The following is a 24,450-nucleotide window of genomic DNA, read 5'->3' as shown; positions in this document are numbered from 1 at the left end:
CGCCGGTCCGGGCCGGCCGGTGAAGCACCGGCGCGGACGGGCGTCAGGCGTTCTCGCGCAGTCGTGCCGCGAGGCCGGGGAGCCAGTCGGACGCCGACGCGCGGAAGGCCTCGGGGCCCAGGGAGGGCGCGCCGCTCGGGACGACGCCGAGCAGGCCCTCCGGGAGGCCTGAGAAGACCTCGAGGTTCGTCGTCTCGACGGGTCCCGGGTCGTCGGGCCAGGCGCCGACGACGACCCCGAGCTGACGGATCGCCCGGTGCGCGAGTGCCTCCCGAGTCAGCATCGTGTGGTTGAGGGTGCCGAGCGCGGCGCGTACGACGAGCACCACCCCGGCGTCGGGCAGGGCGCAAGTGAGGTCGGCGAGGGTCTCTCCGGCCTCGGTCAGCTCGACGAGCAGCCCCCCGGCGCCCTCGACGAGCACGTGGTCGTGCTCGTCGGCGAGGCGGCGCACGGCGTCGAGGTGGTCCCGGCGGGTCGGCAGCGTCGCACCCTCCGACGCGGCGGCCGGCCGTGGCGCCATCGGGGCCAGCAGCCGGACCCCCTCGCTGCCGGGCACGCCGGAGAGCCGGGTCACCTCCGCGACGTCGCCCGGCTCGCCGGGGCGGACGCCCGTCTGCGTCGGCTTGTGGACCGCGACGCGCCGGCCCGCGCCGGCGAGCACGGCGGCGAGGGCCGCGGTGGCGACCGTCTTGCCGACGTCGGTGTCGGTGCCGGTGACGACGACGACCCGGGGCAGCGTCACGGCGCCTCACCCGCTCCGGCGAGGGTGGGACGCGCATCGTCCGGTGCGCCCACGGCCGGCGCGGCGGGGGAGCCAGCCGAGCCGCTCGGGGTGCTCGGGCTGCTCGGGCTGCTGGGTGCCGCGTGCGCGGCCGCGACGACGGCGACGAGCTCGGCCGCCTCGGCGACGGTCTCGGGCGGCACGTCGGCGCGTGCGGTGATCCGCAGCCGGGAGACCCCGTCGGGCACGCTGGGCGGGCGGAAGCAGCCGACGAGGATGCCCTGGGTGCGCAGGTCGAGCGCCGCCCCGACCGCGGCGTCGGGGGAGGGCATCGGCAGCGACTGGACGGCTCCGGCGGCCGGCTCGATGCCGCACCGGGCGGCGATGACGCGGGCGTTCTCCCGCACTCGTGCGGGCAGGCCGGGGTCTGCCTCGACGATGCCGACGGCGGCGAGCGCCGCACCGGCGGCGGCAGGGGCGAGCCCGGTGTCGAAGATGAACGGCCGGGCGGTGTTGACGAGGTGCTCGCGCAGCGCCACGGGGCCGAGCACGGCGCCGCCCTGGGAGCCGAGCGCCTTGGACAGGGTGAGCGTGACGACGAGGTGCTCGGCGCCTGCCAGGTCCAGGGCGGCGACGAGTCCGCGGCCACCACCCACGACACCGACGCCGTGCGCCTCGTCGACGACGAGGAGCGCGTCGTGGCGTCGGCAGACGGCGTGCAGCTCGCGGAGCGGGGCGGCGTCGCCGAGCACGGAGTACACCGACTCCACGGCCACGACGACCCGATGCCCGGCGCGCTCGGCCAGCCGGGCGTCGAGCTCGGCGGCGTCATTGTGCGCGAACGTCGCGTAGGGCACCCGCGACATGCGGGCGGCGTCGTGCAACGACGCGTGGGCGTGGGCGTCGAGGAGGATCTGTGCCCCGCGCCCGGACAGCGCCGTCAGGACGCCGAGGTTCGCGGCGTAGCCGGTCGAGAAGGCGAGGGCGCCGCGCTGGCCCGTGAGCCGGCACAGGGCGGCCTCGAGCTCGCGGTGCACGGGCAGGGTGCCGGTGACGAGGCGGCTGGCCGTGGCCGACGTGCCGTACCGGTCGAGGGCCTCGTGGGCGGCGGCCACCACGCGGTCGTCCTGAGACAGCCCGAGGTAGTCGTTGGAGGCGAGGTCGAGCAGTTCGTGGGTCCCCGGCCCGCGGCCGCCGAGGCGCAGCACCGGGTCGAACCGCACGGTGCCGCGCTCCTGGCGCAGGTCGGCCCGCTCGCGCAGCCACGCGTCCCAGGCGCTCATCCGTGCACCTGGGCGACGGCGCCGACGACGGCGCGGGTGACGGTGTCGACGTCGGCGTCGGTGCTGACGTAGGGCGGCATCGTGTAGACGAGGTCGCGGAAGGGCCGCACCCACACGCCGCGCTCGAGGGCCGCGCGCGTGACGGCCGGCACGTCGACCGGCCGGTCGAGCTGGACGACGCCGACCGCGCCGAGGGTGCGCACGTCGTGGACCGCGGCGAGGTCGCGGGCCGGCGCCAGGCCGTCGGCGAGGCGCCGCTCGATGCGCGGCACGTCGTGGTGCCAACCCGCCTCGACGAGGTCGAGCGACGCGGCGGCCACGGCGCAGGCGAGCGGGTTGGCCATGAAGGTCGGGCCGTGCAGCAGGGCCCGGAACTGCGAGCGCGTGACCGTGGCGCCGACCGTCTCGGTCATGAGCACCGCTGCGAGAGTGAGGTACCCACCGGTCAGGGCCTTGCCCACGCAGATGACGTCCGGGGACACGCCGGCCCACTCGGAAGCGAAGAGGTGGCCGGTGCGGCCGAACCCCGTGGCGATCTCGTCGGCGACGAGCAGCAGGCCGTGCTCGTCGGCGACCTCCCGCATCACCCGCAGGCAGCGCGGGTCGTACACGTGCATGCCACCGGCCCCCTGCAGGACCGGCTCGACGACGACGGCCGCGAGCTCGTCGGCATGCTCCCGGGCCAGCGCACGGAAGTGCGTCTCCCACGCGTCCAGCTCCGCGGCGTCCGAGGCCCACACGCCGGTGACGGCGTCGCGGCGGGCCGCCGGCGGCCGGGGCGCGAAGACGTGCCGGGCCAGGACGCCCGGGAAGGCCGAGTGCATGCCGTCGACGGGGTCGCATACGCTCATGGCCGCGAAGGTGTCGCCGTGGTACCCGCCGCGGACGGTGAGGAACCGCTGGCGTGCCGGCCGGCCCGAGGCCGCCTGGTACTGCAGCGAGAGCTTGAGGGCCACCTCGACCGACACCGAGCCGGAGTCGGCGAAGAAGACGTGCGCCATGGGGCCGGGCGCGATCGCGGTGAGGCGCTCCGCCAGCGTCACGGCCGGCTCGTGGGTCAGCCCGCCGAACATGACGTGGCTGAACCGGTCCACCTGGGCGTGCGCCGCGGCGTCGAGGTGCGGGTGGCGGTAGCCGTGCACGGCGCACCACCACGACGCCATGGCGTCGACGGCCTCGAACCGCGTGCCGTCGGGTGCCGTCAGCTCGAGGCGCACGCCGTGGGCGGCGGTCACCGCGTACGGGGGTGTGCCGTCGAGGGGTGCGTACGGGTGCCACACGAGCCCGCGGTCGCGCTCGACGGCGCCGACACCGTCGCCGGTACCGACGCCGGTACCGACATCCGTGCCGACGCCCGTGGCGCCGTGGGTCAGCACGTCGGCCGGTTCACGCATTGGGGAGGGCGGCGGTGCCGGCGCCGCGACGTCGCTTGGCCGGGTCGTGGGAGGCGCTCGCGGCTTCATTGCTCGAGTCGCCCGCTGCCGCAACGGGTTCGGCGCCGAGCACGACGAAGCCGTTGTCGCGGATCAGCTCGAGGTCGGCCTCGGCGGCCTGGCCCTCGGACGTGAGGTAGTCGCCGAGGAAGATGGAGTTGGCCACGTGGAGCGCGAGGCCCTGCAGCGACCGCAGGTGCATCTCGCGACCGCCGGCGACGCGCACCTCCCGGTCGGGGCACACGAAGCGCGCGGCGGCGAGGATGCGCACGCACCGCGACGGTGTCAGCTCCCACGTGCCCTCCAACGGGGTGCCGTCGAAGGGCATGAGGAAGTTGACGGGGATCGAGTCGGACCCGAGGTCGCGCAGCGCGAACAGGGCCTCGACGAGCTGCTCGTCGGACTCGCCGAGCCCGGCGATGAGCCCCGAGCACGCCGACAGGCCCGCGGCCTGCGCCCGGCCGACGGTCTCGACGCGGTCGGCGTAGGTGTGGCTCGTGACGATGGAGTCGTGGTGCGACTCGGCCGTGTTGATGTTGTGGTTGTAGGCGTCGACGCCGGCGGCACGCAGGCGTTCGGCCTGGCCGTCCTTGAGCAGCCCGAGGCAGGCGCACACCTCGACGTCGGGGTGCTCGGCCTTGAGCGCCCCGACCATGCCGGCGACGCGGTCGACGTCGCGGTCCGTCGGGCCGCGCCCGCTGCTCACCATGCAGACGCGGCTCGCGCCGCCGCGGAGGCCGGCCCGGGCCTGCTCGATCGCCTCGTCGTTCTTGAGCCACGTGTAGCGCAGGATGTCGGCCGTCGAGCCGAGGCGCTGCGAGCAGTAGTGGCAGTCCTCCGGGCACAGGCCCGACTTGAGGTTGACGAGGTAGTTGACCTTGACGGTGTCGCCGAAGTGCTTGCGGCGCAGGCGAGCCGCCGCGGCGACGACGTCGAGCAGCTCGTCGTCGGTCGACCGCAGCACGTCGAGGGCGTCCTCGGTGGTGGCCGGCGTGCCGGACAGGACGGCGTCGGCGAGGTCGTCGAAACGGCGGGTCATGCGGGCTCCTTGCGCTCGGCACTGAACGGTGTTCAACTTGAACGGCGTTCAGTATGCCGAGTGGCTAGGCTCCGGTGTCAACGTGGTCCGCACCGGTCGGGGTGCGAGACCGGTCACGCGCCGCCGGACGGTGTCATCGGGCGGCGGCATCGGGCGGACAGGGGAGGCGGGCATGGCCCTGAGCAGGGAGCAGGTCGTGACGACGGCCGTCGACATCCTGCGCCGCTACGGCCTGGCCGACCTCACGATGCGCCGCCTCGCCCGCGAGCTCGACGTGCAGCCGGGGGCGCTCTACTGGCACGTCGCCAACAAGCAGGAGCTGCTCGTCGAGGTCGCCGGGCGGCTGCTCGCCGCGATCCCCGAGCCCGACCCGGAGCGTCCGGCCGAGGAGGCGCTCGCCGCGCACGCCCACGCCCTGCGCGAGGCCGTGCGACACGTCCCCGACGGCGCCGACGTCGTGGCCCTCGCGCACGCTGTCGAGCCGGGCTCGCTGCGTCCGGTCGAGGACCTCGTGGGGCTCGTCGGGCGTGCCGGCGTGCCACTGCGCGAGCGCGAGGCCGTCGCCGAGGTCGTGCTGCACCACGTGCTCGGCTCGGTGACCACGGAGCACAACCAGCGGATCGCCCTCGACCTCGACCCCGACTTCCGGGCACGCGACGCCGCGGCGGTGGCCAAGGCGTTCGAGGTGGGGCTTGAGGTCGTCCTCGCCGGCCTGCGCCGGGCCTGACGCCGGTCGGCGGGTCGGCGCAGGCGGCCGAGTCGCCGGGCACCCCACGTGCTGGACGGTCCAGGCCCCGTCCAGCACCAGCCCCCCTGCCGGGAGCATGTCGTCGACGCGCGCGCCTGGACCTTCGCCGACACCCCTCAGTGGCGGACGGGCGGGTCCTGATACGCCCATCCGCACCGGATCCGGTACAGACTCGGTGGATGCCGCTGCGTACCCGCACCCACTGGTTCGGCGTCGTGCTCGATGCCCCCGACGCGTCCGAGCTGGCGCACTTCTACCAGCGCCTGCTCGGGTGGACGCTCTTCAAGGACACCCCGGGCTGGTCGACGCTCGCGCCGTCGGCCGACCACGGCTACAACCTGGCCTTCCAGCAGGAGCCGAACTACGTGCGACCGGTCTGGCCGAGCGAGCCGGGCCGGCCGCTCATGATGCTGCACCTCGACCTCGAGGTCGACGACCTCGAGGAGGCCGTCGCCTTCGCCGTCGGGGTCGGCGCGGAGGTCGCGGCGTTCCAGCCGCAGGACGACGTCCGGGTGCTGCTCGACCCGGCCGGCCACCCGTTCTGCCTCTACGTCGACGGCGGGGACGACGGTGAGGTGGACGGCGCAGAGGCCGAGGCTGCCGGGGCCCCGGCGGGCTCGACCGCCTGACCCAGCGCGCGGTCCAGCGCTGCGACGAGCCGGACTCGCAGCGCCTGACCGCGTTCGGCGAACCCCCGCTGCTCGGCGACGTAGGTGGCCTTGCCCTCGGCCGTCTCGATCGGTACCGGCTCGTAGCCGAGCTCGCGCAGGTCGTAGGGCGCGGCGCGCATGTCGAGCGAGCGGATGTCGCGGGCCAGCTCGAAGCAGTCGGCCACGAGGTCGGACGGCACGACGGGCACGAGCTTGTGAGCCCACTTGTAGAGGTCCATCCCGGCGTGGAGGCAGCCCGGCTGTTCGAGCTCGACCTGGCTCGCCCGCGTCGGGCTCAGGGCGTTGCGGGGTGCGGCGTCCGGTGTGAAGAAGCGGTAGGCGTCGAAGTGCGAGCACGCCACCTGGTGCGACTCGACCACCGCGTCGGTGCCCTCGGGCCCGAGGCGCAGCGGCCACGCGGAGTGCCGCACGTCGGAGGGGTCGAGCCGGTAGACCATGGCCCACTCGTGCAGCCCGAAGCAGCCGAACCGGCCGGGCCGTCCGGCGGTGCGCGTCAGCAGCTCGCGGACGAACCGGACCGTGTCGCCCCGGCGCTGGAGGAACGCGTCGACGTCGACGGTGACGCCGCCCGACGCGTCGTCGTGGATGCGGTAGAAGCGCCAGTCCCGTTGTGGCGCAGGGCCGTCCAGCACGACGCCGGGGCCCGGGTGCCAGCGCCGCAGCTGGGAGGGCGTGAACGAGTAGTACGTGAAGAGGAAGTCCTCGACCGGGTGCCGGCGCCCGTCGTGGCGCCGCGACCGGTGCCCGGCGGTCGCGGCGTCGACCCGGGCCTCGTGGGCGCGGGTCCGCTCGCGCCACTCGGGCTCGGTCAGGACGTGCACCCGTCGAGGGTAGGTGATCGACGCGTCGGGCCCCTCACGCCGGATCGCCCACGCCCCGCCGCGGTCCGGCGACGGCCGCGCGCCGGGCGCGGTGCGGGAGCAGGATGGGCCCATGGCACCCGCCGACGAGCTGCCCACCCACCTGCTGCACCGCCTCACCTCCTACTCGCCCGACCGCGAGTGGACCGAGGTGCCGCCCGACGACCGCCTCGTGCAGGACCTCGTCCCGAACGACCTCGCGCACCGGCCCCGCTGGTACAAGGACTACGTCGACGACCTGCCGCGCACCCTGCTGCCCCCCGAGCTGCCGGCGAGCAGCGTGCCGGCCACGGCCGTCCTCGCAGGCACCGCCGACGTCGCGACCGCCCGACTCGACCTGCCGGCCCTGGCCCGCCTGCTCTACCTGTCGGCCGGGGTGACCCGCCGCACGACGCGCCCGGGCGCCGGCACGCTGCTCTTCCGGGCCGCGGGCTCGGCCGGCGCGCGGTTCCCGCTCGAGCTCTACGTCGCGGTGCCGCGCACCGCGGGCACCGGCACGGGCACAGACGCAGGCGAGGTCGCCGCCGACGTCCCGCCCGGCCTGCACTGGTACGACCCCGAGGCCCACGCGCTCGTCACCGTCGGCCCGCCCCCGTCCGGGGAGTCGGTGACCCTCGTCGTCACGGGCGTCCCGTGGCGCACCGGCTGGCGCTACCGCGAGCGCGGGTTCCGCCACGTGTACTGGGACGCCGGCACGATGCTGGCCCAGACGCTCGCCCTCGCCGACTCCGCAGGACTGCCGGCCCACCTCGTCACGACCTTCCCCGACGCCGAGGTCGCCGCCCTCGTGGGCGCCGACCGCGTCCGCGAGTGGCCGGTCGCGCTCGTCGTCCTCGGTGACGGGCGCCCCGCCGTCCACCCGACCGGTGACGCGTTCCCGGGTCGCCACGACGCCGACGGGCGCGACTTCCCGCTCGTCACCGCCGCGCAGCGGGCGGGGGAGCGCGACGCGCTCGGGCCGGCCCACGCGCGGGGGCCCGCCGTGCCGGTGCTGTCGACCGAGCCCGGGCCGAGCACCGACGAGGTGGTCGCGAGCAAGGGCTCGATCCGTCGCCTGCACCGCGACCGGTCGGTGCCGCGGGTCCTGCTCGTCGACGCGATGGCGGCCGCGACGCGTGGCGTCGGGGTGCCGCACTGGGTCGGGGTCAGCGCCGTCGACGGCGTGCCCACCGGCATCCACCGCTGGCCCGACGTCGCCGAGGCGGTGCGGCCGCTCGAGGAGGCCACGGTCCGCGACGAGCTGTACTCGGTCGCCCTCGAGCAGGGCCTGGCCGGCGACGCGTCGTTCGTGGCGATGAGCGGCGTCGACCTCGCGACGCTCGACGACCACGGCTACCGCGACGCCCAGCTGCTCGCCGGCCTCGTGGAGGGCCGGCTGCACCTCATGGCGTACGCGCTCGGGGCGGCGGCGTCCGGGATGACCTTCCGCGACAGCGACCTCGCCCACCTGCTCGGCACCGACGTCGCCGGGCTGTTGTGGACGTGCGTCGGCGTGCCCGAGTACCGGACGCGTCCGAGCGGGCTGCCCGGCTCGCCCGCGGACGTCACCATCGTCTGGCCGCGCTGATCGCGCCCCGCTGCGATCCGGGTCGGCCTACGCTCGGTCCCGTGGGCGCCGCCGAGTGGTACCTCACCGCCGACGAGCGGGGCAACCCGGCGACGCGCCTCGACCGCCGCCATCCCGGCGGGCGTGCCTGGACCGAGGGCAACCTCGTCACGCCGCTCGTGCACGGCGCGACGTACTTCGCCGCGCTCACCGACCACGTCGCAGCGATGTTGGCCGGCGACCTGCTGCTCTTCGTCGACTGGCGCGGCGACCCGGACGAGCGGCTGAGCGGCGAGCCCGGCAGCGAGGTGGGTGCCCTCTTCGCCGACGCCGCCCGCCGCGGCGTCGACGTGCGCGGCCTCGTCTGGCGCTCGCACTGGGACCGGCTGGCGTTCTCGGCCGCGGAGAACCGCCACCTCGGCGAGGACATCGACGCGGCGGGCGGCGAGTGCTACCTCGACATGCGGGTGCGGCTCGGCGGGTCGCACCACCAGAAGTTCGTCGTACTGCGCCACCCGGGCCGGCCCGAGCGGGACATCGCCTTCCTCGGCGGCATCGACCTGTGCCACAGCCGGCGCGACGACGCCGGCCACGCGGGTGACCCGCAGCCCCAGCCGATGGCCGAGGTCTACGGGCCGCGTCCGCCCTGGCACGACGTGCAGCTGGCCGTCACCGGTCCGGCCGTCGGCGACGTCGAGACGGTGTTCCGGGAGCGGTGGGAGGACCCGCAGGCGCTGAGCCGCTCACCGCTGCGGTGGGCCGTCGACACGGTGCGCGGGGACCGTCCTGCCCGTCGCCCGCTGCCGCCCCAGCTGCCCGACCCGGTGCCCACCGGACCGCACCCGGTGCAGCTGCTGCGCACCTACGGCCACCGTCTCGGCGGCTACCCGTTCGCACCACGGGGCGAGCGGAGCGTCGCGCGGGCCTACGCCAAGGCGTTCGCGCGGGCCCGGCGCCTCATCTACCTCGAGGACCAGTACCTGTGGTCGCCGCAGGTGTGCGCGGTGCTCGAGGCGGCGCTGCTCCGGGCGCCCGACCTGCGCGTCGTCGCCGTCCTGCCGCACCAGCCCGACCAGGACGGCGCGGTGAGCCGCGCCCCCAACCTCGTGAGCCGGGCCCGTCTGCTCCGGCAGCTCGAGGCGGCCGCGCCGGGACGCGTCGCGGCCTACGGCATCGAGAACCCGCAGGGCACGCCGGTCTACGTCCACGCGAAGGTCTGCGTCGTCGACGACACGTGGGCCACCGTCGGCTCGGACAACTTCAACCGGCGCTCGTGGACGCACGACTCCGAGCTGTCGGCCGCCGTCGTGCACGAGTCGTTCGCCCGCGACCTGCGGCAGCGGCTCGCCCGCGAGCACCTCGACGCCGAGCAGGCACCGGCGCTCGAGGACCACTTCGAGGCCTACGCCGACAGCGCGCGGGCGCTCGCGGCCTGGGACCGCGCCCCGGCGTCGGCACCGCGACCCCCGCGGCCCTGCGGACGGCTGCGCCCCCTCGACAGCCCCGACCAGACGCGTCTGACCCGGCTCTGGGCCGACCCGCTGTACCGGCTCGTCTACGACCCCGACGGACGCCCGCTGGGCCTGCGGCTGCGGCGCACCGTCTGAGCTGCGCCGAGGGACGGACCGCCCGGGCGCCCAGCGGCCGGGTGGCTAGGGTGGTGCCCGTGCGCATCGCGAGGTACACGACCGGGGAGGACCCGGCATACGGCATCGTCCAGGGCGACCCGGGGCAGGAGGTCATCACGCCGCTCGCCGGCGACCCCCTCTACGTCGGCCTCCAGCCGAGCGGCCAGGGCCCCGTCATGCTCGACGACGTGCGTCTGCTCGCGCCGGTCATCCCGCGCTCGAAGGTCGTGGCCATCGGCAAGAACTACGCCGACCACGCCAAGGAGATGGGCGGCGAGGCACCGGCCGAGCCGATGATGTTCTTCAAGCCCAACACCGCGGTCGTCGGCCCGTTCGACCCGGTCGTCCTGCCGGCCGGCAGCAACGAGATCTCCTACGAGGGCGAGCTCGCCGTCGTCATCAAGACGATCACCCGGGGCGTCAAGGCCGAGAACGCCGCCGAGTGCATCTACGGCTACACCATCGCCAACGACGTCACGGCCCGCGACTGGCAACGCACCGACGGCCAGTGGGCCCGCGCCAAGGGCTTCGACACCAGCTGCCCGCTCGGCCCGTGGGTCGAGACCGAGCTCGACCCGGCCGACCTGTCGATCGTCACGACGCTCGACGGCGAGGTCAAGCAGGACGGCACGACCGCCGACATGATCCACGGCATCGCCGCGATCATCGAGTACGCCTCGGCCGCCTTCACCCTGCTGCCCGGCGACGTCATCCTCACCGGCACCCCCGCCGGCGTCGGCCTCGTCGAGGCCGGCCAGCAGACGACCATCGAGATCGAGGGCATCGGCTCGCTGACGAACACCTTCGTGCGACGCTGAGCCGCCGACCGCCTAGGGTGGCGGCCCATGAGCAACCACGACCAGACCGCCGCCGACGTCGCCGAGAACCCGGACGACGCCTACATCGGCCGCCACGCCAAGCCGGGCAAGCCCGACCAGGGCCCCGATGAGGACGCCACGTACGACGCGCGCCACGACGACGTCGACGGCCCTCCCGGAGCCGTCCAGCGCTGAGACGTCCGGCGCGCCGAGCCGGAGCCTGCGACGCCGCCCGGAACCGCACGGTCCGGGCGGCGTCGCCGCGTGCGGGCCCCGGTGCCCTGCCCACTAGGCTGGGCCGCACCATGAGCGAGAACAGCAGCAGCACCGGCACGTCGTCGTCCACCGTCCCGACCACCGCGGGGTCCCCGCAGGTGGAGGTCCGTTCCGAGCCGGCGGCCCGGGTGTCCACCTCCGACGGCTCGGGGCCGGTTCGCACGCGCGTCGCGCCCTCGCCCACCGGCGACCCGCACGTCGGCACCGCGTACATGTCGCTGTTCAACCTCGCCTTCACCCGCCAGCAGGGCGGCCAGTTCGTGCTCCGCGTCGAGGACACCGACCGCGCCCGCTTCCGCGAGGACTCCGAGGCCCAGCTCTACGACACCCTCGCGTGGCTCGGGCTGCACTGGGACGAGGGCCCCGACATCGGCGGCCCCTTCCGGCCCTACCGCCAGAGCGAGCGCCTCGACACCTACCGGCCCTACGTCGAGCGGCTCCTCGCCGACGGCCACGCCTACTACTGCTGGTGCTCCAAGGAGCGCCTCGACGAGATGCGCGAGATCCAGCAGAAGACGAAGCAGCCCACCGGCTACGACCGGCTCTGCGTCGGCAAGACCCGTGAGGAGCGTGCCGCGCTGCCCGGGTTCACCGAGACCCCCGTCGTGCGCATGCTCATCCCCGACGACGTGCCGCTCGTCTTCGACGACGTCATCCGCGGCAAGGTGTCGGCGCCCCGCCCCGACGACCAGGTCATCCTCAAGGCCGACGGTTTCCCGACCTACCACCTGGCCGTCGTCGTCGACGACCACGAGATGGGCATCACCCACGTCGTGCGCGGCGAGGAGTGGATCTCCTCGACGCCCAAGCACGTCCTGCTCTACCGGTGGCTCGGGCTCGAGGCGCCGCGGTTCGCGCACATGCCGCTGCTGCGCAACACCGACAAGTCGAAGATCTCCAAGCGCAAGAACCCCGCTGCGCGCCTCACCTGGTTCCGCGAGCAGGGCTACCTGCCCGAGGCGCTCGTGAACTTCCTTGCGCTGCTGGCCTACCCGCCGCAGCAGGACACCGAGGGCAACGACGTCGAGGTCTTCACCTTCGCGGACTTCAGCCGCACCTTCGACTGGGCCAAGGTCAACCCGATCGGTCCGATCTTCGACCTCAAGAAGCTCGAGTGGCTCAACGGCGTCTACATCCGCCAGCTCGAGGTCGGCGAGTTCGCGAGCCGGCTGCTGCCCTACCTCGTCGACGCCGGCATCCTCGGCGAGACCCAGTCGCTCGGCGAGCTCGCGCGCCTCAAGGCCGTCGCCGAGCTGATCCAGACCCGCATGGCGCTGCTCACCGAGGCCCCGGCGCTCGTGGGCCCGTTCTTCGTCGCCGACGACCAGCTCGAGATCCACGACGACGCCCGGGCCCAGCTCAAGGACGACGCCGGCGACGTGCTCGACGCCGCCCTGCGCGTCCTCGGCGACATCGACGACCACGGTCCGGGCGTCCTCGGCACCGGCAGCGCGTGGAACGCCGCGACCATCGAGGAGGCGCTGCGCACCGCGATCGTCGAGGGCCTCGGCATCAAGCCGCGGTTCGCCTTCGGTCCGCTGCGCACCGCCGTGTCGGGCCAGCGCATCTCGCCGCCGCTCTTCGAGTCGATGGAGATCCTCGGCAAGACCTCGACCCTGGGCCGCCTCCGGGCCCTGCGCGACTCGCTCTGAGCGACGGGGTGCTGGAGGTGCTCGACCGCGTCTGGCCGCTGCACGGGATCCGGCTGGCCACGGCCGACCTCGACCTGCGGGTCATGACCGAGGCCGACCTGCCGGAGGTGTGCGACGTCCTGCCGCCCGACCTCGAGCTCAACCCGCACGCCACGACCTACGCCGGCCTCGACGTGCCCGCCAACCGGCGGGCCGTCGTCGGCCAGGGCTACTGGCGCGCCCTCGGCATGTGGTCGCCCGACGACTGGGCGCTGCCCTTCACGGTACGGCGGGCCGGGCGGATCATCGGCGGCCAGTGGCTCGAAGGCCCCGACTACCGGGCCGACCGCACCGTCGACTCGTCGTCGTGGCTCGTCCGGGAGGCCCGTGGACAGGGGTACGGCCGGCAGATGCGTGCTGCCGTCCTCGAGCTGGCCTTCGGCCACCTCGGCGCCCGCGCGGCGATCTCCTCGGCGGTGCTCGACAACGCGGCCTCGCTCGGGGTCTCCTACCGGCTCGGCTACAGCGACACCCACACCTCGGTGCTCGAGCACTCGGGGGAGCGCCTCCAGCACGTCCGCCTCGAGCGTGCCGCCTGGCGCCGCGCGGGCCACGGTCGCGACGTGAGCGTCGAGGGCGTCGAGGCCGCCCTGCCGCTCTTCGGCCCGCTCGCCGGGGAGGAGGGCCCGTGAGCCCCGCCGACGCGTCAGGTCGCGACGCCCCCGGCACCGGCGCCGGGCCCGACGCCGGGCCCGACACCGGGCCCGACGCCGGGCCCGACACCGGGCCCGACGCCGGGCCCGACGCCGGGCCCGACGCCGTCGCGCTCGTGCTCGACGGGGCCCGGGCCCTGCTGCTCGACGTCGACGACACGATCGTCGACACCCGTGAGGCGATGGTCGTGGCCGGCACGGAGGCGCTCGGCGCGCTGTGGCCCGGGCGCGAGGGGGACCACCGCGCCATGGCCGAGCGCTACTACGCCGACCCGGAACGCTGGTTCCCGCGGTACGCCTCGGGGGCGATCGGGTTCGAGGCGATGCGTTCCGGCCGCCTCGCGGAGGTGGCCCGGGCGTTCGCCGCCGATCTGCCGGGGGAGGCGTACGACGCCTTCGAGGACGCGTACGCGCCCGCCTTCCGGGCCGCCCAGCGGCTCTTCCCCGACGTCCCGCACCTGCTCGCGTCGGCCGAGGACGCCGGGCTGCCGGTGGCCCTGCTCACGAACTCCGCCTCGGCCCCGACCCGGGTCAAGCTCGAGGCGCTCGAGCTCGCCGCGCGGTTCGACGTCGTCGTGACGACCGACACCCTCGGCTTCGGCAAGCCCGACCGGCGCGTCTACCTCGAGGCGTGCCGGCTCGTCGGCGTCGAGCCGGGCGAGGTCGTGTGCATCGGCGACAACATCCCCTGGGACGTCCTCGGCGCCCGCGACGCCGGTCTGCGGGCGCTGTGGCTCGACCGCGCCGGCCTGGGCACCGACGAGGACGTCGTGGCCGTCGGCGGGCTCGACGTCGTGGCCGAGGCGCTGGCCGCGACCCGATTTGGGGGTTCGGTGGTCGACCGGTAACATTTCCACTCGGTTCACCACCGCAGAAGGCCGCAAGGCGCGCTCGGGAGTGAAACCCCTTGGGGTATGGTGTAATTGGCAACACTACGGTTTCTGGTTCCGTCATTCTAGGTTCGAGTCCTGGTACCCCAGCTCTGGTTCTCCCTCGGGAGAGCCGATTCGGAGAAATCCTCACCAGCCGGTAAGGTTCTCTCCTGTGCCGAGTGATCGGCACCGCTCACGGCCCCGTTGTGTAGCGGCCTAGCACGCCGCCCTCTCAAGGCGGTAGCGCGGGTTCGAATCCCGTCGGGGCTACGTGATGCTCGCAGGAGCAGCTGAAGACCCCGGTCCACCAGGACCGGGGTCTTCGTGCATCTCAGGGGCCTGCCGAGTCGCGGCGGGCCCGCATCCCGGCGAGGGCGAGCTCACGCATCGAGGCACCCGGCAGGTAGGCCGAGGTCAGGGCCAGGCCGATGCGGGGGAGCGCCGCCTCGTCGCGGAAGACGAGGTGCAGCGGCACGCCGCGCGGGGAGAACTTCTGCTTGAAGCTCTCCAGCGACCGGAACCCGTAGAGCGGCTCCAGGGCCTCGCCGAGGCCGCCGAGGAGGCGGTCGAGCGGCTCGACCCCGACACCCGCGTCGGTCCGCGCGTCGGCGCCCGCGTCGGCGCCCCCGGCGTGCGCCAGCGGCGCCCCGGACAGCGAGACCACCTCGGCACCGGCGTCGCGGAAGGACAGGCAGGCGCTCGCGATGAGGAACTCGGTGACCGGGCGGAAGCCGTCGGGCAGGCGGCGCATGACATCGAGGGTCCAGCCGCGCACGACGCCGCCGCCGGCGTGCACCGGCAACCACGACGTGACGCCGTGGACCGTGTGCTGGGTGTCGACGGCGAGCCCGACGAGCGTGTGCGGGTCGAGCGCCTCGTCGACGCCGCCGAGCGTGAAGCCCATCTCGGGCAGGCCCTTGTCGCCCACCCACAGCTCGGAGATGGCGCGGACCTGGCTCAGGACGCCGCGCGGCATGGCGGCGAGGTGGCCCTGGCGGTAGGTGATGCCCTCCTTGGCGGCGCGGTTGAGGGCGGTGCGGACGTCCTGCCAGCGCTTGCCGGTGAACTGGAGCGCCGGCAGGTCGATGAGGGCCTCCTCGGCGACCGTGACGGACCGGTAGCCCCGGTCGGCGCCCCAGGCGCGCACCTCCTCGCTCACCGAGAAGAAGCAGACCTGGTGGCCACGCGACTCCTGGTCGTCGACGAAGGCCGCGAGGACGCGTGCCCGGGTGTCGGCGTCGGCGGCCACGGGGTCACCGAGCGCCACGGCGACGCCGCGGTGCACCTGGTGGGCGAGGTAGCCGAGCGGCCACCCCGACGCGTCGCCCCCGTCAGGCGTCGTGGCGGCGTGGGGTGCGTCGGCGGGCAGGAGGAACCAGTCGTTGTCCTCCCACGTGCCCATCCACGAGGTCGTCGTGCCGCCGTGCTGCTCGAGCAGCGCGATCGCCGTGTCACGGTCGTCGGCGCCGGCGTGCCCGCCCTGCCCGCCCTGCCCGCTACGGCCGGCCGCCTGGGCGGCGAGCTCGGCCCGCTGGCGTCGGTGCGTCCGGGCCCGGAAGGCGGAGCGTCCTGCCACGAGGACCCACAGCTGCACCGACCACAGCAGCACGTCGACGACGAGCTGCGGCACCGCCGAGACCACCTCGTCGCCCGGGCCGAGCCGGTCGGGTGCGACCGCCTCGATGACGAGCACCGCGAGGCCCGCGAGCAGGCCGAGGGTCGTCAGGGCGCCGGCGAGGGTCCACACGCGCCGCGAGCCCTGCCGCAGGCCGTTGGCGAGCAGCACCGAGACGCCTGCCCCGGCGAGGACGCTGACGACGTCGGCATCGGTCGTCGTCGCACCGAGCGGCCCGTCGGACGGCACGACGTAGAGGACGACCCGCACCGCGGCCGCCACGAGGAAGAGCGTGAACGCGAGCACCCGCCACTCGTGCCGCGTGAACCGCACGTGCGGGCGCATCGGCGTCCGGCCGACGAGGTAGGGGCCGAGCAGGAGGCCGGCGCCGATGGCGAGGAGGTGCTCGAGGTCCCAGAGCAGGCCGATGTAGAGGAACGAGAGCACGGCGTAGAGCGACAGGACCGCGCGCAGGCGTCCGCGCCACGGCGGCCGCAGGGTCGCCGACGCGGCCGCCACGGCGCCGAGGGCTCCCGCGCTGAACCCGACGTCGAGGACCGCGGCGGTCGTGTGCGCCCAGGACCACGTCGTGCGGGCCAGGGGCCAGAGCAGGACCGAGGCGCCGAGGACCCCGGCCAGGTGGCAGGTCGTGGCCGCGAGGGCCGCCCCGCGCGTGCCGAGCCGCAGCTCGGACCAGCCGAGCAGCACGAGCGCACCGCCGGCGACCGGCAGGTACTGGGCCGGCACCAGGGCGAAGAAGGCGCCGGTGACCGGCGTCCACCACCGGCCGGCCTCGAGGGCTGGGAGGCCGTAGGCCACGACGTCGAGCAGCGGGCGCTCGCGCAGCGGCGACCACAGGGTCTGCGTCGCCACTCCGAGCACGAGCATGAGCGCCACGACGCCGAGCGTGAAGGGCACCCGGCGTCCGAGCGCGACGAGCGCTTCGAGCGCCGCGGGGGGCCCGCGTCGATCGGCACCGTCGGCGGTGTCGGCGTCTGGGGTCACTGGCTCCGGCACGCGTCCTCCCCGGGTGCGCAGGGTCCGGCTCCTCCGGACCCTAGCCCCGGCCCCGCCCCGTCGGGGCCGTTCCGTCGGGGCGGTTCCGCGCGGACGCCGCCGCGTCAGCCGAGCTCGCGCAGCCCCGGCAGGACGTCGGCGGCGAACTGGTCGAGGAACCGGGCCTGGTCGTGGCCGGGCGCGTGGAAGACGACGTGGTCGAAACCCCAGTCGACGTACTGGCGCACCGCGTCGACCGCCTCCTGCGGGTCGCTCGTGACGATCCACCGCTTGGCGATCTGCTCGTCGCTCAGCTCGTCGGCGAGGCGCTCCATCTCGACGGGGTCGTCGACGCCGTGCTTCTGCTCCGCGGTCAGCGACAGCGGCGCCCAGAACCGCACGTTGTGCAGCGCCTGGTCGGGGTCGCGGTCGTAGGACAGCTTGATCTCGATCATCCGGTCGATGTCCTCGCGGGTGCGTCCCGACTTCTCCAGGCCCTCGTCGACGGCCGGGACCAGCTGGTCCTCGTAGAGCTCGCGGCCCTTGCCGGACGTGCAGATGAAGCCGTCGCCGGAGCGTCCGGCGTAGCGCGCCACGAGCGGGCCCCCGGCCGCGACGTACACCGGGATCGGCTGGTCGGGGCGGTCGTAGACGGTCGCGGCGTGGGTGCGGTAGTACTCGCCCTCGAAGTCGACGCGCTCCTCGGTCCAGAGGCGGCGCATGAGCCGCACCGCCTCGCGCAGCCGGGCGAAGCGCTCCTTGAACTCCGGCCACGGCGAGCCGGCGGCGCCGACCGCGACCTCGTTGAGGGCCTCGCCCGTGCCGATGCCGAGGACGATGCGCCCGGGGTTGAGGGCGCCGAGCGTGCCGAAGGCCTGCGCGACGACGGCCGGGTTGTAGCGGAAGGTCGGCGTCATGACCGACGTGCCGAGGGTGATGCGCTCGGTGCGCTCGCCGGCCGCGGCGAGCCAGCTCATCGCGAAGGGCGCGTGCCCGTCGTGGTGGCGCCACGGCTGGAAGTGGTCGGAGATGAACGCCGAGTCGAGCCCGACCTGTTCGGCTCGGGCGGCGAGCGTGACGAGCTCACGCGGACCGAACTGCTCCGCGGACGCCTTCCAACCAACCTTGAGCACGATGCCTCCTGCGACTCGGGAACCGGTCCGGCCAGCCTACGACCGAGCAGACCGGCTCCCGCAGGGGCCGCTCACCAGTGGATGACGACCTTGTCGCCGATGCGCGACTCCCCGTAGAGCCGGACGATCCCGTCCCAGTCGCGGACGTTGACGCAGCCGTGCGACGAACCGGCGTAGCCGAGGCGCGCGAAGTTCGAGGAGTAGTGCACCGCCTGGCCGCCCGAGAAGAACATCGAGTACGGCATCGGCGTGTGGTACAGGTTCGAGATGACGTCCTTCTTCTTCTTGTAGACCGTGAAGACGCCCTCGCGCGTGGGCAGCTCGTCGCTGCCGAACCGGACGTCGAAGCCGTACTGGGGGACGCCGTCGATGACCCACGTGAGGTGGCGGGTCGTCTTGCTGACGCACATGACGCGCCCGGTCATGCAGCGCGGGTCGAGGTCGGCCGCGGCGGTGTCCGAGGTCGGTGTCGGCTTCGGCTTGACGTTGTTCAGCTCGTCGGCCGTGGGGCGCCGGGTCATCGACACGAGCTTGTCCCACGTCGGCTCGTCGAGGCTGCCGGTGGCGGTGTAGCCGCGCTTGGCCTGGAAGCCGCGGACGGCGGTCTCGGTGCGGCTGCCGTAGAGGTCGGAGACGTCGCCGCTGAACCAGCCGATCTGGCGCAGCCGGGCCTGCAGCGAGCGGACCTTGGGACCGGAGTCGCCGCGGCGCAGCAGGACGACCGGAGCGGGGGTGGGCGTGGCGCTCGGGGTCACGGTCGGTGTCACGGTCGGTGTCACGGTCGGCGTCGGCACCGCAGGTGCGCTCGTCGGGGGAGCGGTGGTGGGCTCGGGCGACGTCGGCTCGGGCGTCGACGCGTCGGTGGCCGTGGACGTCGTCGACGACGGGCTCGGGGTCGACCCGGCGACATGGGTCGCCGCCGCCGGGCCGCCGGCGTCGGAGGAGCAGGCCGCGATCGAGGCGACGAGCGCGCACGCGAGGGCGGCGAGCGCGGCCCGGGACCGCACGGGGCGGCGGACGTGACGCGTCGGGCGGACGGGCGAGGTGTGAGCCGGCATGGGGACCCCTGACCAGGACGATGGGTGCGGACTCCTGCTCGCACCGCGGTAGCACGAGGGTGACGCGCCGGGTGTCCCTGAGGTTGTCCGAGCGGACGCCCCGCGCCGGATCGTGACCGATCCGTTGCGAAACGTCCGCTCGGGGCGCTCGGGGCGCTCGGGTTCGTCGGGCCCATCGAGCCACACGAGGTGGCCCGATGCGTCAGGCGTTGTGCTGCTGCTGTTGCTGCTGCTGCATCGCGTGGTGGCGGCGCAGCACCTCGGTCAGCTTGTTCGCGCCGGCGACGACGGTCGCCGCGTGCAGCCGCCCGGGCTGGCGGGAGAGCCGCTCGATGGGCCCGGAGATCGACACGGCCGCGACGACGCGCCCGGACGGGCCGCGCACGGGCGCCGAGACCGACGCGACGCCGGCCTCGCGCTCGGCGACGCTCTGGGCCCAGCCGCGCCGGCGCACCGCCGAGAGCGTCGTGGCCGTGAACGACGCGCCCTGCAGGCCGCGGTGCAGCCGGTCGGGCTCCTCCCAGGCGAGCAGCACCTGGGCGGCCGAGCCGGCGAGCATCGACAGCGTCGCGCCCACGGGGATCGAGTCGCGCAGGCCGACGGGCCGCTCGGCGGCCGCGACGCAGATGCGCTGGTCGCCCTGGCGCCGGAACAGCTGGGCGCTCTCGTTCGTGTGGTCGCGCAGGGCGCCGAGGACGGGCCCGGCGGCCGCGAGGAGCCGGTCCTCGCCCGCCGCCGACGCGAGCTCGCCGAGCCGCGGGCCGAGGACGAAACGGCCCTGCATGTCGCGCGAGACGAGCCGGTGGTGCTCGAGGGCGACGGCCAGGCGGTGCGCCGTGGGGCGCGCCAGACCGGTGGCGCCGACGAGCTGTGCGAGCGTGGCCGGACCGGCCTCGAGGGCGCCCAGCACCGTGGCCGCCTTGTCGAGGACGCCGACCCCAGAAGAGTTGTCCATGCACTGATATTGACGTCTCAGGCACTGAGACGTCAATCCATGACGCGCACAAAAGGGCGAGGCTTTCAGGACAGCGACGTTGCGAGCCGGTCCTCGGTGGCGCACGCGCTGGAGCAAGCGAACGCCGCCCGGAGGGATGAGATGGCAGGGACACTGGCCGAGAAGGTCTGGGACGCACACGTCGTCAGGCGCGCCGAGGGCGAGCCCGACCTCCTCTACATCGATCTGCACCTGCTCCACGAGGTGACGAGCCCGCAGGCCTTCGACGGCCTTCGGCTCGCGGGCCGCCCGGTGCGTCGCCCCGACCTCACCCTCGCGACCGAGGACCACAACGTCCCGACGACGCCGGGCCCCATCACCGACCCGGTCTCGAAGGTCCAGGTCGAGACGCTGCGTCGCAACTGCGAGGAGTTCGGGGTCCGCCTCTACCCGATGGGCGACGCCGACCAGGGCATCGTCCACGTCGTCGGCCCGCAGCTGGGCCTGACGCAGCCGGGCATGACGGTCGTCTGCGGCGACAGCCACACCTCCACACACGGCGCGTTCGGCGCCCTGGCCTTCGGCATCGGCACCTCCGAGGTCGAGCACGTGCTCGCCACGCAGACCCTGCCGCTCAAGCCGTTCCGCACCCTTGCGGTCAACGTCGGGGGCACGCTGCCCGACGGCGTCACGGCCAAGGACATCGTCCTGGCGGTCATCGCCAGGATCGGCACCGGCGGCGGCCAGGGCTACGTCATCGAGTACCGCGGCGAGGCCATCGAGGCCCTGTCGATGGAGGCCCGGATGACGGTGTGCAACATGTCGATCGAGGCCGGTGCCCGCGCCGGCATGATCGCGCCCGACCAGACCACCTTCGACTACCTGCAGGGCCGCCCCCACGCGCCGACCGGCGCCGACTGGGACGCCGCCGTCGCCGAGTGGACCGCGCTGCGCACCGACCCCGACGCCGTCTTCGACGCCGAGGTCGACATCGACGCCGCGAGCCTGACGCCCTTCGTCACGTGGGGCACCAACCCCGGCCAGGGCCTCCCGCTCGGCGACTCCGTGCCCGACCCGGAGTCCTTCGCCGACGAGAGCGACCGCCTCGCCGCGGCGAACGCGCTGGCGTACATGGGTCTCGAGGCCGGTACGCCGCTGCGCGACATCAGGGTCGACACCGTCTTCGTCGGCTCCTGCACCAACGGCCGCATCGAGGACCTCCGGGCCGCCGCCGACGTCATCAAGGGCCGTCGCGTGGCCGACGGCGTGCGGATGCTCGTCGTGCCCGGCTCGGCCAAGGTGCGCCTGCAGGCCGAGTCCGAGGGCCTCGACGCCGTCTTCACCGATGCCGGTGCCGAGTGGCGCCTGCCCGGCTGCTCGATGTGCCTCGGCATGAACCCGGACACCCTGGCGCCGGGGGAGCGCAGCGCCTCGACGTCGAACCGCAACTTCGAGGGACGTCAGGGCAAGGGCGGGCGCACCCACCTCGTCAGCCCGCTCGTCGCCGCCGCCACCGCCGTGCGCGGCACCCTGTCGAGCCCGTCCGACCTCCGCGCGCCCGCGGGGGCGGGCGCGTCCGCGTCGTCCGTATCGTCCAGCACGTCCGGCCCGACCGGGGAGGCCTGAGCCATGGAGAAGTTCGAGACCCACACCGGGGTCGGCGTGCCGCTGCGGCGCAGCAACGTCGACACCGACCAGATCATCCCGGCCGAGTACCTCAAGCGCGTCACGCGCACCGGGTTCGAGGACGGTCTCTTCGCGGCCTGGCGCAAGGACGAGGCGTTCGTGCTCAACAGCCCGGTCTACGCGAACGGCTCGGTGCTCGTGGCCGGCCCGGACTTCGGCACCGGCTCGAGCCGTGAGCACGCCGTCTGGGCGCTGATGAACTACGGCTTCCGCGTCGTCATCTCCTCGCGCTTCGCCGACATCTTCCGCGGGAACAGCGGCAAGCAGGGGCTGCTCACCGCCGTCGTCGCCCAGGACGACGTCGAGCTCATCTGGAAGCACCTGGAGAACAACCCGGGCGCCGAGGTCGAGGTCGACCTCGTGGCGCGCACGGTCCGCGCCGGCGAGATCGTGGCGGCCTTCGACATCGACGACTACACCCGCTGGCGGCTGCTCGAAGGTCTCGACGACATCGGCCTGACCCTCCGACACGAGGACGAGGTGTCCGAATTCGAGAAGCGTCGGCCGAGCCACAAGCCGGTGACCACCCCGGCCTGACGGCACAGCCCGAAAGGGCCCGACAACCTGCTCAGACAGACGGATCCCACTGTGACACAGTGGGATCCGTCTTCTGTTACCCCTTTCGCGCGTCGCCCCCGGGCGCCAGGGCAGAGATCTTCGCGCCGGCCCGGGAGGCGTCAAAGTCCTTGCGACACAACGAAAAGCCCACCCCGGGGTGATGGACGAACCTGCCGGACGGGCCTAACGTCATGTCGTAGCCGGACGTGTTCCGGATGCCCACGTCGGGTCGCCTGACACCGACAGTCCTCTGGAGGGGAAGACGTGAACAAGGCAGAACTGGTCGACGCGCTGGAGAAGAAGCTCGGCAGCAAGAAGATGGCCTCCGACGCCCTCGAGGCCTTCCTCGACGTCGTCATCCGCGAGGTCGCCAAGGGCAACAAGGTCGGGATCACCGGCTTCGGCACCTTCGAGCGCGCCGACCGCGCGGCCCGTACCGGGCGCAACCCCAAGACGGGTCAGACCGTGCGCATCAAGAAGACGCGCGTCCCCAAGTTCCGCTCGGGCACGAACTTCAAGGAGATCGTCTCCGGCGCCAAGAAGGTCTCGCGCACCGAGTCCGCTGCGGCGCGCGCCACCGCCGGCACCGCCGCTGCCGCTCCGGCGACGAAGACGGCCGCGAAGAAGACGACCGCCAAGAAGGCGGCCACCACCACGAAGGCGGCGGCCACGAAGACGGCCGCGAAGAAGACCGCGACCAAGGCCGCCCCGGCCAAGACCGCGGCGAAGAAGGCCACGACCACCCCCCGGAAGACGACGGCCACCAAGGCCGCCCCGGCCCGCGCTGCCACGAAGACCACGGCGAAGAAGACCGCGACCAAGGCCGCCCCGGCCAAGACCGCGGCGAAGAAGGCCACGACCACCACGGCCCGGAAGACGACGGCCACCAAGGCCGCCCCGGCGCGCGCCGCCACGAAGACCACGGCCACGAAGACCACGGCGAAGAAGACCGCGACCAAGGCCGCCCCGGCCAAGGCCGCCGCCAAGAAGACGACCACCAAGGCCGCGGCGAAGAAGACGACGGCGCGCAAGAGCGCCCGCTGACCCGTCGGTCCCACCGGTCGGACCGGTCGGGACCGCGGACGGCGACGAGGGCCCGGCCAGGCGGCCGGGCCCTCGTGCGTGCCGGGGGTGCGGCGTGGGCCGCGTGGACGGGCCGGGCTCAGCGGATGCGCTGTCCCGGACCGATGCCGACGATCCGCAGGGCCACGACGACGTCGTCGACGACGTCGACCGTCAGGCGCTGCCCGACGCGCAGCAGCCGCAGGCCGCTCGCCTCGAAGGCCGGCGCCCCGAACGTCAGCTCGAGGCCGTCGTCGCGCAGGAGGCTGCCGGTGCGCGTCTCGGGGTCGTAGCGGTGGACCGTGGCCTGCATGCTCCTGATCCAAGCAGATCCGCGGTGCTCGAGCACCGCGCGGGTGGCGGCTCCCGGGCCGAGGCGCCGCGCGGCGGCCAGGCCCGCGGCGTCGTCGACGTCGGTGCGCAGCCGGGGCAGGTCGAGCTCGAGCCGCACGGCGCCGTCGGACTCGTGGCGTGCGGCGCTGCCCTCGCCGAACCGCGGCGTGAAGCGTCGCCCGGTGCGCAGCACCGTCCCGGTGCCCTCGGCGTCGGGGACGAAGGCGTCGTCGTGCCGCGCGGCCTCGACGAGCGCCGCCCGCAACGACGCCGCGTCGAGCGCGGGCAGGTCACCGAGCAGGACCCCGACCCGGGGCGCGCCGTCGGCCCCGTGCGCCGCGTCGATACCTGCGGCGACGGCGTCGTTGAGCCCGGAGCCCGGGTCTGCGACGACACGGACGCCGCGGGCGCCCCACGCGGCGCCCAGGGTCGGGTCGGTGGTGACGAGGACGACCGAGGTGCCCCCGACGGCGTCGACGACGGCCTCCAGGGTGTCGGCCGCGATGGCGCGGCTCAGCGTCTCACGATCGGCCCCGACCGCGCGGGCGAGGCGCGACTTGCCGTGCCGGGGGTCCTTGACCGGGACGACGACCCGCCAGGCCGACGCGTCTGGCCGGGCGGCCGCGTCGGGCCGGGCGGCCGCGTCGGGGGCGGGGGCGCCGCCCGGTGCCGCTGTCGGTCCCGCTGGCTGGGCGGCTGTCTGGGCGGCTGTCTGGGCATCCGGGGGAGTCGTCATGCTGGGGCCATCGTCCCACTCGCCGCGGGCCCGCTCGACACCGCGCCACGGACCGCCGCGCGAAATGACAAGATGAAGCCCAGCCTCGCCGAAGGGCGGG

Annotated in this window: 22 protein-coding genes and 2 tRNA genes; 14 read left to right on the top strand and 10 right to left on the bottom strand. The window is 74.3% G+C overall.

What is annotated here, in order from left to right; all coding sequences use genetic code 11:
- Positions 1-43: 43 nt before the first annotated feature.
- The 4 genes from bioD to bioB are packed head-to-tail and all read right to left on the bottom strand — an operon-like array spanning position 44 to position 4,476.
- Positions 44-742 (bottom strand): dethiobiotin synthase, encoded by a 699-nt coding sequence (gene bioD, locus BIV28_RS05170; protein WP_076259882.1) that lies wholly within the window; start codon positions 740-742, stop codon positions 44-46.
- Positions 739-2,004 carry an 8-amino-7-oxononanoate synthase gene (locus BIV28_RS05165; RefSeq protein ID WP_076259881.1) on the bottom strand — a complete coding sequence of 422 codons (1,266 nt, stop codon included), beginning with the start codon at positions 2,002-2,004 and terminating at the stop codon, positions 739-741. Before BIV28_RS05165 ends, bioD begins: the two co-directional genes overlap by 4 nt.
- Positions 2,001-3,398 (bottom strand): adenosylmethionine--8-amino-7-oxononanoate transaminase, encoded by a 1,398-nt coding sequence (locus tag BIV28_RS05160; protein ID WP_083707057.1) that lies wholly within the window; start codon positions 3,396-3,398, stop codon positions 2,001-2,003. Before BIV28_RS05160 ends, BIV28_RS05165 begins: the two co-directional genes overlap by 4 nt.
- Positions 3,391-4,476 (bottom strand): biotin synthase BioB, encoded by a 1,086-nt coding sequence (gene bioB, locus BIV28_RS05155; protein WP_076259879.1) that lies wholly within the window; start codon positions 4,474-4,476, stop codon positions 3,391-3,393. Before bioB ends, BIV28_RS05160 begins: the two co-directional genes overlap by 8 nt.
- Before the next feature lie 172 nt (positions 4,477-4,648).
- Between bioB and BIV28_RS05150 the strand changes: the two genes are divergently transcribed.
- Both BIV28_RS05150 and BIV28_RS05145 read left to right on the top strand, forming a co-directional pair.
- Complete coding sequence (locus tag BIV28_RS05150; protein WP_076259877.1) at positions 4,649-5,203, top strand: TetR/AcrR family transcriptional regulator C-terminal domain-containing protein; 555 nt, start codon at positions 4,649-4,651, stop codon at positions 5,201-5,203.
- Between the two features lie 200 nt (positions 5,204-5,403).
- On the top strand, positions 5,404-5,853 hold the full coding sequence (locus tag BIV28_RS05145) for a VOC family protein (RefSeq protein WP_207555783.1): 450 nt from the start codon (positions 5,404-5,406) through the stop codon (positions 5,851-5,853).
- Here BIV28_RS05145 and BIV28_RS05140 read toward each other — a convergent pair.
- On the bottom strand, positions 5,772-6,716 hold the full coding sequence (locus tag BIV28_RS05140) for a 3-methyladenine DNA glycosylase (RefSeq protein ID WP_076259976.1): 945 nt from the start codon (positions 6,714-6,716) through the stop codon (positions 5,772-5,774). The genes BIV28_RS05145 and BIV28_RS05140 overlap by 82 nt on opposite strands.
- A gap of 112 nt (positions 6,717-6,828) precedes the next feature.
- On the opposite strand from BIV28_RS05140, the gene BIV28_RS05135 reads away from it, so the two are divergent.
- The 9 genes from BIV28_RS05135 to BIV28_RS05095 all read left to right on the top strand — a co-directional run bounded on the left by BIV28_RS05135 (position 6,829) and on the right by BIV28_RS05095 (position 14,509).
- The gene (locus BIV28_RS05135) at positions 6,829-8,322 is read left to right on the top strand and encodes a nitroreductase family protein (RefSeq protein WP_076259876.1); all 1,494 of its coding nucleotides are present in this window, start codon (positions 6,829-6,831) and stop codon (positions 8,320-8,322) included.
- 41 nt (positions 8,323-8,363) lie between these two features.
- Positions 8,364-9,908: a phospholipase D family protein gene (locus BIV28_RS05130; RefSeq protein ID WP_076259874.1), complete on the top strand. Its 1,545-nt coding sequence runs from the start codon at positions 8,364-8,366 to the stop codon at positions 9,906-9,908.
- A 59-nt stretch (positions 9,909-9,967) separates the two neighbouring features.
- Complete coding sequence (locus tag BIV28_RS05125; RefSeq protein WP_076259975.1) at positions 9,968-10,747, top strand: fumarylacetoacetate hydrolase family protein; 780 nt, start codon at positions 9,968-9,970, stop codon at positions 10,745-10,747.
- Positions 10,748-10,774: 27 nt separating this feature from the next.
- Positions 10,775-10,942 (top strand): hypothetical protein, encoded by a 168-nt coding sequence (locus tag BIV28_RS19895; RefSeq protein ID WP_207555782.1) that lies wholly within the window; start codon positions 10,775-10,777, stop codon positions 10,940-10,942.
- Positions 10,943-11,235: 293 nt separating this feature from the next.
- Entirely contained in the window at positions 11,236-12,675 is a 1,440-nt protein-coding gene (gltX, locus tag BIV28_RS05120) for a glutamate--tRNA ligase (protein ID WP_242652783.1), read from the top strand.
- A gap of 17 nt (positions 12,676-12,692) precedes the next feature.
- Positions 12,693-13,346, top strand: a complete 654-nt coding sequence (locus BIV28_RS05115) for a GNAT family N-acetyltransferase (protein ID WP_076259972.1) — start codon at positions 12,693-12,695, stop codon at positions 13,344-13,346.
- Positions 13,343-14,215: an HAD family hydrolase gene (locus tag BIV28_RS05105; protein WP_242652781.1), complete on the top strand. Its 873-nt coding sequence runs from the start codon at positions 13,343-13,345 to the stop codon at positions 14,213-14,215. Before BIV28_RS05115 ends, BIV28_RS05105 begins: the two co-directional genes overlap by 4 nt.
- A gap of 60 nt (positions 14,216-14,275) precedes the next feature.
- Positions 14,276-14,347: transfer RNA gene (locus BIV28_RS05100), tRNA-Gln, on the top strand.
- Positions 14,348-14,436: 89 nt separating this feature from the next.
- Positions 14,437-14,509, top strand: a tRNA-Glu gene (locus tag BIV28_RS05095).
- A gap of 61 nt (positions 14,510-14,570) precedes the next feature.
- Here the strand turns inward: BIV28_RS05095 and BIV28_RS05090 are convergent.
- The 4 genes from BIV28_RS05090 to BIV28_RS05075 form a co-directional block, all read right to left on the bottom strand.
- Positions 14,571-16,871, bottom strand: a complete 2,301-nt coding sequence (locus BIV28_RS05090; protein ID WP_207555781.1) for a bifunctional lysylphosphatidylglycerol flippase/synthetase MprF — start codon at positions 16,869-16,871, stop codon at positions 14,571-14,573.
- 104 nt (positions 16,872-16,975) lie between these two features.
- Positions 16,976-17,983: a glucose-6-phosphate dehydrogenase (coenzyme-F420) gene (fgd, locus tag BIV28_RS05085; RefSeq protein WP_207555780.1), complete on the bottom strand. Its 1,008-nt coding sequence runs from the start codon at positions 17,981-17,983 to the stop codon at positions 16,976-16,978.
- Positions 17,984-18,054: 71 nt separating this feature from the next.
- Positions 18,055-19,041: a L,D-transpeptidase family protein gene (locus BIV28_RS05080; RefSeq protein ID WP_083707055.1), complete on the bottom strand. Its 987-nt coding sequence runs from the start codon at positions 19,039-19,041 to the stop codon at positions 18,055-18,057.
- A gap of 202 nt (positions 19,042-19,243) precedes the next feature.
- On the bottom strand, positions 19,244-19,996 hold the full coding sequence (locus BIV28_RS05075) for an IclR family transcriptional regulator (protein ID WP_076259870.1): 753 nt from the start codon (positions 19,994-19,996) through the stop codon (positions 19,244-19,246).
- Between the two features lie 141 nt (positions 19,997-20,137).
- On the opposite strand from BIV28_RS05075, the gene leuC reads away from it, so the two are divergent.
- From leuC to BIV28_RS05060, 3 genes are all read left to right on the top strand, one after another.
- Positions 20,138-21,601: a 3-isopropylmalate dehydratase large subunit gene (gene leuC / locus BIV28_RS05070; RefSeq protein ID WP_076259868.1), complete on the top strand. Its 1,464-nt coding sequence runs from the start codon at positions 20,138-20,140 to the stop codon at positions 21,599-21,601.
- Positions 21,602-21,604: 3 nt separating this feature from the next.
- Complete coding sequence (leuD, locus tag BIV28_RS05065) at positions 21,605-22,198, top strand: 3-isopropylmalate dehydratase small subunit (RefSeq protein ID WP_076259866.1); 594 nt, start codon at positions 21,605-21,607, stop codon at positions 22,196-22,198.
- A gap of 285 nt (positions 22,199-22,483) precedes the next feature.
- On the top strand, positions 22,484-23,263 hold the full coding sequence (locus BIV28_RS05060; RefSeq protein ID WP_076259865.1) for an HU family DNA-binding protein: 780 nt from the start codon (positions 22,484-22,486) through the stop codon (positions 23,261-23,263).
- A 118-nt stretch (positions 23,264-23,381) separates the two neighbouring features.
- Here BIV28_RS05060 and cofC read toward each other — a convergent pair whose 3' ends face one another.
- Positions 23,382-24,350: a 2-phospho-L-lactate guanylyltransferase gene (cofC, locus tag BIV28_RS05055; protein WP_083707054.1), complete on the bottom strand. Its 969-nt coding sequence runs from the start codon at positions 24,348-24,350 to the stop codon at positions 23,382-23,384.
- Between the last annotated feature and the right edge of the window lie 100 nt (positions 24,351-24,450).

It is taken from the genome of Intrasporangium flavum (assembly GCF_001956915.1).
GTDB classification, from domain to species: Bacteria; Actinomycetota; Actinomycetes; order Actinomycetales; family Dermatophilaceae; genus Monashia; species Monashia flava.
Note: the sequence above shows the minus strand (reverse complement) of the source record. Positions and strands in the feature narration are given on the sequence as shown.

What these genes read in the sequence shown, in the direction of transcription:
- BIV28_RS05165 (WP_076259881.1), bottom strand. Translation starts at nt 2,004, where the DNA reads ATGAGCGCCTGGGACGCGTGGCTGCGCGAGCGGGCCGACCTGCGCCAG.
- BIV28_RS05160 (WP_083707057.1), bottom strand. Translation starts at nt 3,398, where the DNA reads ATGCGTGAACCGGCCGACGTGCTGACCCACGGCGCCACGGGCGTCGGC.
- bioB (WP_076259879.1), bottom strand. Translation starts at nt 4,476, where the DNA reads ATGACCCGCCGTTTCGACGACCTCGCCGACGCCGTCCTGTCCGGCACG.
- BIV28_RS05150 (WP_076259877.1), top strand. Translation starts at nt 4,649, where the DNA reads ATGGCCCTGAGCAGGGAGCAGGTCGTGACGACGGCCGTCGACATCCTG.
- BIV28_RS05145 (WP_207555783.1), top strand. Translation starts at nt 5,404, where the DNA reads ATGCCGCTGCGTACCCGCACCCACTGGTTCGGCGTCGTGCTCGATGCC.
- BIV28_RS05135 (WP_076259876.1), top strand. Translation starts at nt 6,829, where the DNA reads ATGGCACCCGCCGACGAGCTGCCCACCCACCTGCTGCACCGCCTCACC.
- BIV28_RS19895 (WP_207555782.1), top strand. Translation starts at nt 10,775, where the DNA reads ATGAGCAACCACGACCAGACCGCCGCCGACGTCGCCGAGAACCCGGAC.
- gltX (WP_242652783.1), top strand. Translation starts at nt 11,236, where the DNA reads ATGTCGCTGTTCAACCTCGCCTTCACCCGCCAGCAGGGCGGCCAGTTC.
- BIV28_RS05080 (WP_083707055.1), bottom strand. Translation starts at nt 19,041, where the DNA reads ATGCCGGCTCACACCTCGCCCGTCCGCCCGACGCGTCACGTCCGCCGC.
- BIV28_RS05075 (WP_076259870.1), bottom strand. Translation starts at nt 19,996, where the DNA reads ATGGACAACTCTTCTGGGGTCGGCGTCCTCGACAAGGCGGCCACGGTG.
- leuC (WP_076259868.1), top strand. Translation starts at nt 20,138, where the DNA reads ATGGCAGGGACACTGGCCGAGAAGGTCTGGGACGCACACGTCGTCAGG.
- leuD (WP_076259866.1), top strand. Translation starts at nt 21,605, where the DNA reads ATGGAGAAGTTCGAGACCCACACCGGGGTCGGCGTGCCGCTGCGGCGC.
- cofC (WP_083707054.1), bottom strand. Translation starts at nt 24,350, where the DNA reads ATGACGACTCCCCCGGATGCCCAGACAGCCGCCCAGACAGCCGCCCAG.